Origin of the sequence: Thioclava sp. ES.031 (genome assembly GCF_002563775.1) — a bacterium.
In the GTDB taxonomy this organism is placed as follows: Bacteria; Pseudomonadota; Alphaproteobacteria; order Rhodobacterales; family Rhodobacteraceae; genus Thioclava.
On record NZ_PDJO01000001.1, the window covers coordinates 3217148 to 3230882 of the forward strand.

Genomic DNA, 13735 nt, shown 5'->3' on the forward strand with positions numbered 1-13735 from the left:
TTCCGGCGATACGTCATCGCTGTGTCCCCATCTTCGAAGCGGCCCCCACTGCCGCTTTTCGGCGGCCCCCTACGACCGCCTTTGCGTCAGGCCGCGTATCAGCCTTCCGCTTTTTTCAGCACGTCGAGCGCCTTGTTGAATTGCTCCACGCTCACGCGCAGAACCACCGGCTTGCCGGTGGCGGTCGGCTTGTAGCCGAACAGGATCGCCTTGTTTTCAGCGAACAGCTTCAGCTCGTCCGTCGAGAGCGGCGCCGCGGCCTCGCACACGCCGTTCATGCAGGTCTGCCAGACCATGTCGCGCTGCTTGACATTGTCCTTGCCCTCGAAGCGATAGACGGCGCCGCCGGGCAGGTAAGCGCCCATCGGCACCTGCGCGATCAGAACCGCGCCATCCTTGGCTGGCATCGCAATGAACCGAGCCAGAAGCTGGTTCGACGATTTGGTGCGCTGCTCCTGCACGAGGCGGCAGACCGTCTTCTTCACCGTCGCCGCCTGACAGGACACGACCCAGTCGCCAAAGGCGGTGTTATTGGCGATATCGGCCTGTGCTCCGCTCTGGGCGGGGGCTGCCTTCTGCGCGACTTCGGCGGGCTTCGCCACCGGTTTGGCCTTGCCGTCCGCCGTGGAGGTCTGGGCAAAGGCCGCAGGCGCGAGGCAGCCCAGTGCGAAAACGGCCACGGCCGCTCCCTTCGTGATCCGTGCGCCCAGCCCTGCCGTCTCGTTCATCTTGGTCATTCCCTCATTTCTCCTCAGAATTTGTAATCCAGTCCGACATAGACCGTCGGGTTGCCCACATCAGTGAAGCCAAGTGTCTTTTTCAGCGGCACGCCGACGCTCGTCAGCAGCGCCACTTTCTTGTGCAGGGCCGTCGCCGCCCCGATCCCGATGGAGGCCAGCACGTCCTGACTGGAATCGAAGCCACCCGAGGCGCGGTAAGGCACGACGACCGCCGCATCGACGAAGGCGAAGGGCCGCACGTTCAGCCGCCCCTTCATCCACGAGAAGGGTTCGCGCTTGGAGACCTGCAGGTTCAGCACGACCCCGGAATCGCCGCCGCGCACCTCGCTCGGATAGCCGCGGACGCTGCCCACACCGCCTGCGGTAATCAGACGCGACACCGGAAGGTTCTGCCCCGGCGCGAACTGGAAATTCGCGGTCGCGTCGAACTGCAGCGCCTTGCCCAGCGGCGTGCTGAAGCTCGCGTCGCCATAGAGCAACTGATACGAGCCCTCGGTCTGAGAGGTGGCCTTCGCATCCGCCCGCCCGAGCCGCACTCCAAGCCCGAGGCTCGCCCGCGCTTTCGGCCATTGCCGGTAGAAATGCCCGATCGCATAGATCTCGCGCAGCGTGATATCCGAGAACCCGAGCGAGCCCGCTTTGGATTTGTCTCGCCCGGTATCGAAGCCGCCCTCGAAGGTGAAATAGCGATCCGGTCCGATCTTGAACGGGCGGCGGTAATTCACGGTGAAATTGGTGGAATCCGAGGTGATCTGAACCGGCACGAACTCGCCGCCGATGATCGAACTGGTCGACCGGCTGATCGCTGCCGTCGCGACCCCGCCTTTCGGCCCGATCGGGCGCGAATAGCCCAGCGAATAGGCCGAAGCGCCTTTCGACTTCTGCGCCTGGAAGGAGAGCGCATCGCGCACGCCCGTCACGCTCGACCAACGCACGAAGAGCGAGCCCCGGGCGCGACCCGTCTCGGGGCGGCCGTAATTATCGGCCGACAGGGTCGCGGTGAAGCGCTTGGGAGACTCGCCATAGATCGTCGCGACGGTCGTCCCGGGCGCGGTGCCCGGCGAAAACTTCAGCGAGGGCTGGATATCGTAGGACAGATCGAAGACGCGCAGATCGCGGGCGATCTCTTCGAAATCGGGCTTTTCGTTGAGCGGCAGCGCGAGCCGGTCTCGCAGAAAGGACGGGTTGGTGCGCGGGAAGCCGTCGATCTTCACCGACTCGACCTTCGCCTCGATCAACGCGACATGCAGCACCCCGTTGCGGATTTCTTGCGGCGGCAAGACGGGCTCTGCGGTCGGCACCCCCGCGACGATGTAGAGCCGCTTGATCTCTTTGATCATCGTCGTCAGATCGTCGAAGCTAATCGGACGGCCCGTATATTGATCGGCGACCTTTTGCAGCTGTTCGGGCTTGAGATAGCTCGACTGATCGAACTCGATCTTCGACAAGGTGAAGGTCTGCACACTGACAGAGCCGGGGCTGGCGTTCTGTTTCGCCTGCGCTTCGGCATGGGCCGCCGTCAGCGGCGCCGTAAGCGTCGCGCCAGCCAGAAGGATCGTCAGCAGCAGGGACTTCACTTTTGCGTCTCCTCGTCCCGGGCCTGCGCCAGGGCATTGGTCAGCCCCATCAACGACACGTCGAAGCGGATCGGCGGTGCGTTGGGGGCAGGTCGATAGGTCAATTGGGCTGCGCGGGCGGCCTTCCACGCATCAAGCGCAGGCGAAGGCAGGTCGAGGCGCGCCTCGCAGGCGCCGCGCACACAGCGGATAAGCCGCAGACGTTGCTCGGCGCCACCCGAAAGCTTCGCGAAAGCGCCGGAGCCGATATGGATCTGCTGTGGCAAAAGCACCTGCAAACGCGCGCCGCCGTCGCGTTCGGGCTGCATTCGCAGGGTCGCGAGCCAGGTACGATCCGCCGCGAGGGTCGTGGTCGCGGCGATGCAAGGCCCGGCCGCCTGCGGGCAGCTCACCTTCCAGTCGCGAAACGTCCAGCTTTGCGGCGCAGCTTCGGCCATCGCCGCGACCCCGCCGAGTGACAGGACGAGAAATAGCACTAATCTCAAAATGGAAAATACGTCCCGACGAAATACGAAATCCGCCGAATGGCGAGACCGTCCCAGCAGAATAAATCGCTTTGATCGAGATAGAATACGCACGCGTCACCCATTTGAAATCAGCACCGATACTGAACCAAATGGCCATAACGCCCGGACCGAACTTTCGGCATATCCACGGCGATGACCGACACCATGCGTCTTCAGGCGATTTACGTTTAGTAAAGCACGTGACGTTATGTCAACGAATAGTTTTTCCGTTCAATTACAACAAGTTGTGAAATCAACCCATAGTTGATTCACTTTTCGAAACTCGCCTCATCTTGATGCGATCATCACGCCCACGTGATTGCAAAACGCAAATCTCTGATAATAGTTTCGATCCCTCGAAGCACCACCCGCGTACCCCAAATGCAAAATGCAAAGGGGCTATAGAAATGAAAATGCGACAGAAATCCGATCTCCCGACGAAAACCTGCGCATTCTGCACAAAGCCATTTTCCTGGCGCCGGAAATGGGCCCGCGATTGGGAGTCGGTGCGCTATTGTTCGGAACGTTGTCGACGCTCTGCACGGCATGGCACTACGCCTACGCGCCGCGATCCGTCCGCTTGAGCGAGTCGTCGCGCGCAGCGCCCGCCCCCCGGTCTTGCCCCTTTTCCCCGCCCGAGCAGGCGGCTATTGCTGGCAACCCGACCGCATCAGGAGACAGCCTTGGCCCAAACCGATTCCGCCCCCGTCCAAGCCCGCATCGCGCAGACCATCGCCACGGATATCGCGGCGAAGCCCGCACAGGTGACCGCGGCGATCGGGCTTCTCGATGGCGGCGCGACCGTGCCGTTCGTGGCGCGCTACCGCAAAGAGGTCACGGGCGGGCTCGACGATACGCAGCTGCGACAGCTCTCGGATCGGCTGGGCTATCTGCGCGAGATGGAGGCGCGGCGCGAGACGATCCTCAATTCGATCCGTGAGCAGGGCAAGCTGACCGACGACCTGGCACGCTCGATCGCGCGGGCCGAAAGCAAGGCCACGCTCGAAGACATCTACCTGCCGTTCAAACCCAAGCGCCGCACCAAGGCGATGATCGCGCGCGAGAACGGGCTGGAGCCGCTTTTGCGCGCGATTCAGGAGGACCGGAACGCTGCGCCCGAGGCGCTGGCCGAGGGTTACGTGACCGAGGCCGTGCCCACGGCGAAGGACGCCCTGAACGGCGCACGCGACATCCTGACCGAGGAACTGTCGGAAAACGCCGAGCTGCTTGGCACCCTGCGCGACTTCATGCGCGCCGAGGCCTTCATCGCCGCGCGCGTGGTGCCCGGCAAGGAAGAGGCGGGCGCGAAGTTCTCGGACTATTTCGACCATCGCGAGAAATGGGCCGACATTCCCGGCCACCGCGCGCTCGCCATTCTGCGCGCCGCGAAGGAAGAGATCGTGACGATGGAAATCGCGCCCGATCCCGAGACCGGTGAAGACCGCGCGATCGGCAAGATCGCCGCGACCCTTGACACCCAAGCCGGGCGTCCCGGCGATCTGTGGCTGCGCGACGTGGCGCGGTGGGCCTGGCGGGTGAAATTCTCGGTCTCGCTCTATGTCGATCTGCTGGGCGAGCTGCGCCAGCGCGCCCATGACGAGGCGATCAAGGTCTTCGCGCGCAACCTGCATGACCTGCTGCTGGCAGCGCCCGCCGGTCCGCGCACGACGCTGGGCCTCGATCCCGGCATCCGCACCGGGGTGAAAGCGGCAGTGGTCGATGCGACCGGCAAAGTTCTGGAGACCGCGACGCTCTACCCGTTCCAGCCGAAAATGGATCTGCGCGGCGCGGAGGCGAAGATCATCGACATGGTCAAACGCCACGGGGTCGAGCTGATCGCCATCGGCAACGGCACCGCCAGCCGCGAGACCGAACGCATGGTCGCCGACACGCTGAAGCTGCTGCCGCCGGGGGTGCGCGCGCCGACGAAAGTGGTCGTCTCGGAAGCGGGCGCCTCGGTCTATTCGGCTTCGGAACTGGCCGCGCGCGAATTCCCCGATCTGGATGTGAGCCTGCGCGGGGCGGTCTCGATCGCGCGGCGCCTGCAGGACCCGCTGGCGGAACTGGTGAAGATCGAACCGCAGAGCATCGGCGTCGGCCAGTATCAGCACGACGTGGATCAGCGCCGTCTGTCGCAGGCACTGGAGGCTGTCGTCGAAGATGCGGTGAACGCGGTGGGCGTCGATCTCAACATGGCCTCCGCACCGCTTCTGGCGCAGGTGGCGGGGCTCGGGCCCGCGCTGGCGCAAGCCATCGTCGCGCATCGTGACGCGCATGGCGCCTTCCCCTCGCGCCGCGCGCTGATGGAGGTGGCGGGGCTCGGCCCCAAAGCCTTCGAGCAATGCGCGGGTTTCCTGCGTATCCGTGACGGCGAAGAGCCGCTCGACGCCTCCTCGGTTCACCCCGAAGCCTATGCGGTCGCGCGCAAGATCGTGCAAAGCTGCGGTCGCGACATCCGCGAGATCATGGGCCAGCCGACCGCGCTGAAAGACCTGCGCGCCGAGCAATTCGTGACCGGCGATTTCGGCCTGCCGACGATCCGCGACATATTCGCGGAACTGGAAAAACCCGGCCGCGACCCGCGTCCCACGTTCAAGACGGCGCAATTCACCGATGGGGTCGAGGATATCAAGGACCTCAAGCCGGGGATGAGCCTCGAGGGCACCGTGACCAACGTGGCCGCCTTCGGCGCCTTCGTGGATATCGGCGTGCATCAGGACGGGCTCGTGCATGTCAGCCAGCTCGCGGATCGCTTCGTGAAGGATCCGCATGAGGTGGTGAAAGCGGGCGATGTGGTGCGCGTGCGCGTGACCGAGGTCGACATCCCGCGCAAACGGATCGGCCTGTCGATGCGCAAGCAATCCGAGGGCGGCGCTCCTGCCCGGGGCAAAGGTCCGGCGCGGCAGGACAAGGGTCAGGACCGGGGCAAACCCGGCCCGCAAGGCCCCCGTGGCAAAGGGCCCGGCAAGGGCCAAGGCAAGGCGCCGGAAAAAGACAGCGGCAATGGCGCGTTCGGCGCGGCGCTGCGCGATGCGATGAACCGGCGATAAGTCGGGCCAAGCGGCTCCATCCTTTCGGATTTTGACTGACACGCAGGCTCCGTACGGGCTCTGCGCGAGGTGACGTTGGAAAACGGCTCGCCGGTCGCGCTGCGCTCGGACGGCTGAGGGACAACCGTCGTCGCGGCACTTTATTTATCATACCGATTGGTATATTAAATGGCCATGAGCGCCACTGCCCCCGATTCCAACGCCCCCCGCCGCCGAGGTCGTCCGCCGCGCAAGCCGGACGATCAGGCCGCACGCAAGGCACTGATCCGGGCGGGGCTCGCACAGCTGACCGAGAGTGGCTACGCCAATGTCGGCCTCGACGAGATCACCGCGGCCGCCGGTGTCACGAAGGGCAGCTTCTACCACTATTTCCCGAACAAGGCCGCGTTCGGCGCCGAGCTGATCGAAGCCTACGGCGCTTTTTTCCGCGACAAGATTTCCCGCTCGCTCGACCGCGCCGACCTGACGCCACTCGCTCGACTGCAAGCCTTCACCCGCGACGCCGAGGCGGGCATGGCGAAATACGATTTCCGCCGCGGCTGCCTGATCGGCAATCTCGGACAGGAGATGAGCAGGCTGCCCGAGGAGTATCGCGCCCGCCTCATCGCCGTGTTGGAAAGATGGCAGGCGCTGGTCGCGGACTGCCTGCGTGCGGGTCAAGCAACGGGCGAAGTGCCCGCCACCCAAGACCCCGAGATACTCGCCGAAATCTTCTGGACCGGCTGGGAAGGCGCGGTCCTGCGCACCAAACTTCAACGCAACCCCGAGCCGCTGCGCCGTTTTACCGACGGCTTCCTGCGGCTCGCCCGAAGCTGAAAGGATACCCCATGGTCAAAGCCATTCTGATCGAGAAACCCGAAGAGACCCAGAGCGCCGCGCTCAAGGAGATCGACCTGCCCGATCTGGCCGAGGGACAGGTGGCCGTCGACGTCGCCTACTCGACGCTGAACTACAAGGACGCGCTGGCGATCACCGGCGCGGGCCCCGTGGTGCGCAGCTTCCCGATGGTGCCGGGCATCGACTGCTCGGGCATCGTGGCCGACAGCAAGCATCCCGATTTCGCCAAGGGCGACCGGGTCGTGCTCAACGGCTGGGGCGTGGGCGAGAAGCACTGGGGCGGGCTGGCCGAGCGCGCCCACCTGAAGGGCGACTGGCTTGTGAAGTTGCCCGACGGGATCTCCTTGCGTCAGGCGATGGCGATCGGCACTGCAGGCTACACGGCAATGCTCTGCGTGATGGCGCTCGAGGCGCATGGCGTGACGCCCGAGAGCGGCGAGGTCGTCGTGACCGGCGCGACCGGCGGCGTGGGCAGCGTGGCGACCGCGCTTCTGGGCAAGCTGGGCTACACCGTGGCCGCCGTCACCGGACGCCCCGAAGAGGAAGCCTATCTCAAATCGCTTGGCGCTTCCTCGATCGTCGCGCGCGATGAGGTCTCGGGCAAACCGCGCCCGCTGAACAAGGAACGCTGGGCCGGTGCGGTCGACGTGGTCGGCGGCGAAGTGCTCGCCAATGTCCTGTCGATGATGACCTATCGCGGCACCGTCGCGGCCTGCGGTCTGGCGGGCTCGATGAACCTGCCGACCTCCGTGGCCCCCTTCATCCTGCGCGGCGTGACGCTCGCAGGCGTCGACAGCGTGATGTGCCCGATCAACGACCGCGTCGAGGCATGGCGCCGCCTGGCCGCCGATCTCGACATGCACAAGCTCGCCGCGATGGAGACCGAGGTCGCCTTGGAAGACGTGATTGCAACCGCGCCGAAATTCCTCGAAGGAAAGATCCGCGGGCGGATCGTCGTTCCGGTCGCACCTGAGCTTGGCTGATTACGGTAGAGAATGCTGTCTTTTCTGATCCTCGCGCTCGCCGGTCTCGCGGCGGGCGCTTTGAATGCGGTCGCGGGCGGCGGGACGTTCCTGTCCTTCCCCGCGCTCGTCTGGACCGGCGTGCCGCCGATCACCGCGAATGCGACCGCGACGCTGGCGGCCCTGCCCGGCTATCTGTCGAGCGCATGGGCCTTCCGCCACGAGCTGCGCCACAAGGGCCCGATGGCGCTGCGCACGATCCTGATCGCGGCAGTCGCAGGCGGCTTCCTCGGCGCTCTCCTGCTGCTGATCACCCCCGAGAAACTGTTCGCAGGCGTGGTGCCGTGGCTGTTGTTGCTGGCGACGGCGGCCTTCGCTTTCGGGCCGCTGCTGCTGAAAGCGCTCCAGCGCTCGGGCCGCACGATGGGCGCGGTGTCGGCCTTTGCCCTGCTGATGGCGGTGACGATTTACGGCGGCTATTTCAACGGCGGGCTTGGGATCATGCTGCTGGCCGCGCTCGGGCTGATCGGCTTTACCGATCTGCACGCGATGAACGGGTTGAAGAACCTCGTCTCGGCGGTGCTGTCGCTGGTCTCGGTCGTGACCTATGCGGTGGCCGGGCTGATCGACTGGCAGGCGGTGCTGGTGCTGGGCGTCGCAAGCGCCGTCGGCGGCTATCTGGGCGCGCATCTGTCGAAGCGGATCACGAATATGGCGCTGCTGCGCGGCTTCATCATCGCGGTCGGGCTGGTGATGGCGGCGGTCTTCTTCGCACGCGGCTAACCCAGCCAGAGCGCCGAGCCGAACATCTTGCGCAACAGCTCCGTCTGGCCGCTGACCCCGGCGCGGGCGTAGATCTGCTTCGAGGTCGAGCGCGCGGTCTCCAGCGTCCAACCCAGCCGCTCGGCTGCCTCGCGCAGGCTCGCCCCGTCGCACAGAAGCGCCGCAAGCCGCGCCTCGGAGCGGTTGAGATCGAGCGCCCCGGCGATCCGCGCAACCGGCAAAGCTTCGGCCCGCGGCATGTCACGCAGATGGCCGATCAGCGCGGGGCTACCCCGCCACTGCCCCGACGCGAGCCGCAGCACGCCCCGCCCGTCAGGGCCAAGCGGGATCGGCCGGGCGACCTCCCGCCCCTCCCCGAGCCTCGCCAATGTCTGACGAAAGCGCAGCGCGGCGTCGGGATCGACGAATTCCGGGCGCGCGCCCATCCGCAGCCGCAACCAGCCCTGCGCGTCGAACTTCGCCGCCACGCGCGGATCGAATGCGAGCACCGTGCCCGCAGGCGTCAGCACCACCCAGCCAGCGCCGAGCGCTTCGGCAGCCTCAGTATCACGCGCAGCACGGGCTCGCTCGCCACCGAGCGCCTCGCGGATCATCATCGCCTGCCCCAGATGCGGCGCGAGGGTCGAGAGCGCCAGCGCCTCTGCCGCACGAAAATCCCGATGCGGGCGCGCGATCATCAACACAGCCTGCCCCGCCGCCCCCGCCGCAACTTTCAGCGCGCGGAGCGGTCCGGGCCATTCGAGCTCGCCCGGCAGATCGATCTGCGAATAGACGCGGTCCAGACGCATAGGGTGCAGGTGCGCAGCATCGGGCAAAGCAATCCTGCCAACCTGCCAGCCCGCGCCCTCCCCCTCGTTCGCGAGAATCTGCACCGCAGCGCCCTCGGCATGAGCGACCGCACACAGCCGCTCGAGAAAGCGCACCCAGCCAGCCTTTCCCGCCTCACTCGCCGCCGCGAAGAGCGCGTTGATCAACAGTGTGTTCTCGGACTGACCCAACATAAGCCGTATTTACCCCCCATTTGGGGGGTTATCCAGCAAAACCCGAGGCCTATATCTTGGAAAACCGCGTTCAGACAGAGACCTCCCTCATGAACAAGACCCTGACTCACCTGCAGCGGCTCGAAGCCGAGAGCATTCACATCCTGCGCGAAGTCGTGGCCGAAGCCGATAATCCGGTCATGCTCTATTCCGTCGGCAAGGACAGCGCGGTGATGCTGCATCTCGCGAAAAAAGCCTTCTACCCGTCGCCGCCGCCCTTCCCGCTGATGCATGTCGACACGACGTGGAAATTCCAGGCGATGTATAACCTGCGCGACAAGGCCGCGAAGGATGCGGGCATGGAGCTGATCGTGCATCAGAACCCCGAGGCGAAGGCCAAGGGGATCAACCCGTTCGATCACGGCTCGCTGCATACCGACATGTGGAAGACCGAAGGGCTGAAACAGGCGCTGGACAAGCACGGCTTCGACGTGGCCTTCGGCGGTGCGCGCCGCGACGAGGAGAAATCCCGCGCGAAGGAACGCGTCTTCTCGTTCCGCTCGGCCAATCACCGCTGGGATCCGAAGAACCAGCGCCCCGAGCTTTGGCGTCTCTACAACGCCAAGAAGGCCAAGGGCGAGAGCGTCCGCGTCTTCCCGATCTCGAACTGGACCGAGCTGGACATCTGGCAATACATCCACCTTGAAGGGATCGAGATCGTCCCGCTCTATTTCTCGGCCCCGCGCCCGACGGTGGAACGCGACGGACTGATCCTGATGGTGGACGACGACCGTTTCCCGCTGCGCGACGGCGAGAAGCCGGTGACGCGCTCGGTCCGCTTCCGCACGCTGGGCTGCTACCCGCTGACCGGGGCCGTCGAGAGCGACGCGCAGACCCTGCCGGAAGTCATTCAGGAAATGCTGCTGACCACCACCTCCGAGCGTCAGGGCCGCGCGATCGACCACGATCAGAGCGCCTCGATGGAGAAGAAGAAACAGGAAGGCTACTTCTGAGCCTTCCCCTCCCGAGCCGCACGCGCGCCCTCATTTCCACCCTATCAGGTGAGCCGACATGACGACCAACGATCCGATCTACAAGACCGACGCGCTGATCGCGCAGGATATCGACGCCTATCTCGAGGCGCATCAACACAAGACCATGCTGCGCTTCATCACCTGCGGCTCGGTCGATGACGGGAAATCGACGCTGATCGGGCGGCTGCTCTATGACAGCAAGATGATCTTCGAGGATCAGCTGGCAGCCCTTGAGGCCGATAGCAAGCGCGTCGGCACCCAAGGCCAGGAGATCGACTTCGCGCTGCTGGTCGACGGTCTCGCCGCCGAGCGCGAACAGGGCATCACCATCGACGTGGCCTACCGCTTCTTCGCAACCGAGAAGCGCAAGTTCATCGTCGCGGACACCCCCGGCCACGAGCAATATACCCGCAACATGGTCACCGGTGCCTCGACCGCCGATCTGGCCGTGATCCTGATCGACGCGCGCAAAGGCGTGCTGACCCAGACGCGGCGCCACTCCTATCTCGTCCACCAGCTTGGCATCCGCCATATCGTGCTGGCCGTGAACAAGATGGACCTCGTCGATTACGATCAGGCGACCTTCGACGAGATCGTGGCCGATTACAAAACCTTCGCCGACAGCATCGGTATCGAAGGCTTCACCCCGATCCCGATCTCGGGTTTCAAGGGCGACAACATCACCGGCCCGAGCGAGAACACCCCTTGGTACAAGGGCCCCTCGCTGCTGCCCTACCTCGAAGCGGTCGAAGTGGACGTGACCTCCGATCAGGAGCGCCCCTTCCGGATGCCGGTGCAATGGGTGAACCGCCCGAACCTCGATTTCCGCGGCTTCTCCGGGCTGATCGCCTCGGGCACCGTGAAACCGGGCGACGAGGTCCGTGTGCTGCCCTCGGGAAAAACCTCGACGGTCGCGCGGATCGTCAGCCTCGAAGGCGACCGCGACATGGCGGTGGCAGGCGAATCCACGACGATCACGCTCGCCGACGAGATCGACTGCTCGCGCGGTCAGGTCATCGTCGCCGCGAAAGAGCCGCTGGAGGTCGCCGATCAGTTCGAATCCACAATCGTCTGGATGGACGAGACCGAACTGGTGCCGGGCCGCGCCTATTGGCTGAAGATCGGCACGCAGACGGTTTCGGCGACCGTCCACGAGCCGAAATACGAGGTGAACGTCAACACGCAGGAGCATCTGGCGACGAAAACGCTGGACCTGAACGCGATCGGCGTGGCCAACATCACCACCGACCGCGAGATCCCCTTCGCGCCCTATGGCGAGAACCGCGATCTGGGCGGGTTCATCCTGATCGACAAGATGACCAACCAGACGGCGGCTGCGGGGATGATCAACTTCGCGCTGCGCCGGGCTCAGAACATCCACTGGCAGGCGACCGATATCGGGCGCGAGCATCATGCCAACATGAAGCACCAGAAACCCGCCGTGGTCTGGCTGACGGGTCTCTCGGGCTCGGGCAAATCCACGATCGCCAATATCGTCGAGAAGAAGCTGGCGCGGATGAACCGCCACACCTTCCTGCTCGATGGCGACAACGTGCGCCATGGCCTGAACAAGGATCTGGGCTTCACCGAGGCCGACCGCGTGGAGAACATCCGCCGCGTCGGCGAGGTCGCGAAGCTGATGACCGATGCGGGCCTGATCGTGGTCACGGCCTTCATCTCGCCCTTCCGCTCCGAGCGCGACATGGTCCGCGCGATGATGCAGCCGGGCGAATTCCTCGAAGTCTTCGTGGACACGCCGCTGGAAGTGGCCGAGGCGCGCGACGTGAAAGGGCTTTATGCCAAGGCACGCGCCGGTCAGCTGAAGAACTTCACCGGCATCGACTCGCCCTATGAGGCGCCCGAGAACGCCGAGATGCGGATCGACACCACCGCGATCAGCCCCGAGGAAGCGGCCGATCTGATCATCGAGCGGCTCATTCCGTAAGCGGTTACATCCACCGCCCCAAATCACACGAACGTGCGGCCCTCCCGGGGGCCGCACGTTTTCGTTTTGGCCTTGACCTCGCTCGGGGGCGCGCCCCAACCTGCGCGAGATAACGCCAGCAGAAAGAAGCCCGAATGCCGATCGAAAACGTGCACTTCAGCGAACTCGAATACTCCCGCCGGATCGCGCTCGTGCGTGCGGCGATGGCGCAACGCGAGATCGACATTCTCTTCATCACCAACCCCTCGAACCAGTTCTGGCTGACGGGCTATGACGGCTGGTCCTTCTACACCCATCAGGGGGTGATCCTGCCGATGGAAGGCGCGCCCTACTGGTGGGGGCGCTTCATGGATGCCAATGGCGCGCGCCGCACCGTCTGGATGGAGGAGGAGAACATCCTTCATTACAACGACGCGATGGTGCAATCCGACATCATGCACCCGATGGAAGACCTCGCCTCGCACCTGCGGATCATGGGCTACGGCAAGGCCCGGATCGGTGTCGAGATGGAGACCTATTTCTACACCGCGAAGGCGCATGCGACGCTCTATGAAGGGCTGCCCGAGGCCACACTGCTCGACGCCTCGGTGCTGGTGAACTGGCAGCGCCTGATCAAATCCGACGAGGAGCTGCGCTTCATGCGCCGCGCCGCGCGGATTTCCGAACTGGTGATCGAACGCGCGATGGAACTGGCCGAGCCGGGGCTGCGCAAGCACGATCTAGTGGGCGAGCTCTATCGTACCGCCGTGCAGGGCGAGGAAGACAGCTGGGGCGATTACCCGGCCATCGTGCCGATGCTGCCCTCGGGCCCCGACGCCTCCGCGCCGCACCTGACATGGAACGGCGAGGCGCTGAAGGCGGGCGAGGCGACCTTCGTCGAACAATCGGGCTGCTACCGCCGCTATCACGCGCCGCTCTGCCGCACCGTGTTCCTCGGCAAACCGCCGCAACACATGATCGACGCGTCCGAGGCCCTGACCGAAGGGCTGAACGCAGGGATCGAGGTCGCCCGCGCCGGCAACCGCGCCTGCGACATCGCGCGCGCGCTGAATGTAGAACTCGCCAAGGTCGGCATCGAACGGCCCAACCGCGCGGGCTATGCGGTGGGCTGCTCCTACCCGCCGGATTGGGGCGAGCACACCGTCTCGATCCGCGACACCGACGAGACGATCCTGGAGCCCGGCATGACCTTCCACTTCATGCCCGGCCTCTGGATGGATCATTGGGGGATGGAGACGACGGAAACCATCGTGATCACCGAGGACGGCCCCGCCCTGCCCCTGTGCAATGTCGAGCGCAAACTGTTCATCAAGGACTGAGC

Annotated in this window: 12 protein-coding genes; 8 read left to right on the top strand and 4 right to left on the bottom strand. The window is 65.0% G+C overall.

What is annotated here, in order from left to right:
* Positions 1–98 precede the first annotated feature (98 nt).
* From AXZ77_RS15235 to AXZ77_RS15245, 3 genes are read right to left on the bottom strand one after another with little or no spacing between them, the layout of a single operon-like run.
* Positions 99–737 carry an invasion associated locus B family protein gene (locus AXZ77_RS15235; protein ID WP_098411806.1) on the bottom strand — a complete coding sequence of 213 codons (639 nt, stop codon included), beginning with the start codon at positions 735–737 and terminating at the stop codon, positions 99–101.
* A gap of 14 nt (positions 738–751) precedes the next feature.
* Positions 752–2317: a ShlB/FhaC/HecB family hemolysin secretion/activation protein gene (locus AXZ77_RS15240; protein WP_176536053.1), complete on the bottom strand. Its 1566-nt coding sequence runs from the start codon at positions 2315–2317 to the stop codon at positions 752–754.
* Positions 2314–2793 carry an invasion associated locus B family protein gene (locus tag AXZ77_RS15245; protein ID WP_098411808.1) on the bottom strand — a complete coding sequence of 160 codons (480 nt, stop codon included), beginning with the start codon at positions 2791–2793 and terminating at the stop codon, positions 2314–2316. The genes AXZ77_RS15240 and AXZ77_RS15245 overlap by 4 nt, the downstream gene beginning before the upstream one ends.
* A 443-nt stretch (positions 2794–3236) precedes the next feature.
* Here AXZ77_RS15245 and AXZ77_RS15250 point away from each other — a divergent pair, with 443 nt between their 5' ends.
* The 5 genes from AXZ77_RS15250 (at position 3237) to AXZ77_RS15270 (ending at position 8455) form a co-directional block, all read left to right on the top strand.
* Positions 3237–3407, top strand: a complete 171-nt coding sequence (locus AXZ77_RS15250; RefSeq protein WP_098411809.1) for a DUF2256 domain-containing protein — start codon at positions 3237–3239, stop codon at positions 3405–3407.
* Between the two features lie 99 nt (positions 3408–3506).
* Positions 3507–5873, top strand: coding sequence for a Tex family protein (locus AXZ77_RS15255; RefSeq protein WP_098411810.1), 2367 nt, complete (start codon positions 3507–3509; stop codon positions 5871–5873).
* Positions 5874–6047: 174 nt separating this feature from the next.
* Positions 6048–6689, top strand: coding sequence for a TetR/AcrR family transcriptional regulator (locus AXZ77_RS15260; protein ID WP_098412576.1), 642 nt, complete (start codon positions 6048–6050; stop codon positions 6687–6689).
* An 11-nt stretch (positions 6690–6700) separates the two neighbouring features.
* The gene (locus AXZ77_RS15265; RefSeq protein WP_098411811.1) at positions 6701–7693 is read left to right on the top strand and encodes an MDR family oxidoreductase; all 993 of its coding nucleotides are present in this window, start codon (positions 6701–6703) and stop codon (positions 7691–7693) included.
* A 12-nt stretch (positions 7694–7705) separates the two neighbouring features.
* Complete coding sequence (locus AXZ77_RS15270) at positions 7706–8455, top strand: sulfite exporter TauE/SafE family protein (protein ID WP_098411812.1); 750 nt, start codon at positions 7706–7708, stop codon at positions 8453–8455.
* Here AXZ77_RS15270 and AXZ77_RS15275 read toward each other — a convergent pair.
* Positions 8452–9429, bottom strand: a complete 978-nt coding sequence (locus AXZ77_RS15275; RefSeq protein WP_141536289.1) for a helix-turn-helix transcriptional regulator — start codon at positions 9427–9429, stop codon at positions 8452–8454. The genes AXZ77_RS15270 and AXZ77_RS15275 overlap by 4 nt on opposite strands.
* Before the next feature lie 83 nt (positions 9430–9512).
* On the opposite strand from AXZ77_RS15275, the gene cysD reads away from it, so the two are divergent.
* The 3 genes from cysD to AXZ77_RS15290 all read left to right on the top strand — a co-directional run bounded on the left by cysD (position 9513) and on the right by AXZ77_RS15290 (position 13733).
* Positions 9513–10448 (top strand): sulfate adenylyltransferase subunit CysD, encoded by a 936-nt coding sequence (gene cysD, locus AXZ77_RS15280; protein WP_255266516.1) that lies wholly within the window; start codon positions 9513–9515, stop codon positions 10446–10448.
* Positions 10449–10506: 58 nt separating this feature from the next.
* The gene (cysN, locus tag AXZ77_RS15285) at positions 10507–12414 is read left to right on the top strand and encodes a sulfate adenylyltransferase subunit CysN (RefSeq protein ID WP_098411815.1); all 1908 of its coding nucleotides are present in this window, start codon (positions 10507–10509) and stop codon (positions 12412–12414) included.
* Positions 12415–12548: 134 nt separating this feature from the next.
* Complete coding sequence (locus AXZ77_RS15290) at positions 12549–13733, top strand: M24 family metallopeptidase (RefSeq protein WP_098411816.1); 1185 nt, start codon at positions 12549–12551, stop codon at positions 13731–13733.
* Positions 13734–13735 lie beyond the last annotated feature (2 nt).

What these genes read in the sequence shown, in the direction of transcription:
- AXZ77_RS15235 (WP_098411806.1), bottom strand. Translation starts at nt 737, where the DNA reads ATGACCAAGATGAACGAGACGGCAGGGCTGGGCGCACGGATCACGAAG.
- AXZ77_RS15250 (WP_098411809.1), top strand. Translation starts at nt 3,237, where the DNA reads ATGCGACAGAAATCCGATCTCCCGACGAAAACCTGCGCATTCTGCACA.
- AXZ77_RS15260 (WP_098412576.1), top strand. Translation starts at nt 6,048, where the DNA reads ATGAGCGCCACTGCCCCCGATTCCAACGCCCCCCGCCGCCGAGGTCGT.
- AXZ77_RS15265 (WP_098411811.1), top strand. Translation starts at nt 6,701, where the DNA reads ATGGTCAAAGCCATTCTGATCGAGAAACCCGAAGAGACCCAGAGCGCC.
- AXZ77_RS15270 (WP_098411812.1), top strand. Translation starts at nt 7,706, where the DNA reads ATGCTGTCTTTTCTGATCCTCGCGCTCGCCGGTCTCGCGGCGGGCGCT.
- cysN (WP_098411815.1), top strand. Translation starts at nt 10,507, where the DNA reads ATGACGACCAACGATCCGATCTACAAGACCGACGCGCTGATCGCGCAG.
- AXZ77_RS15290 (WP_098411816.1), top strand. Translation starts at nt 12,549, where the DNA reads ATGCCGATCGAAAACGTGCACTTCAGCGAACTCGAATACTCCCGCCGG.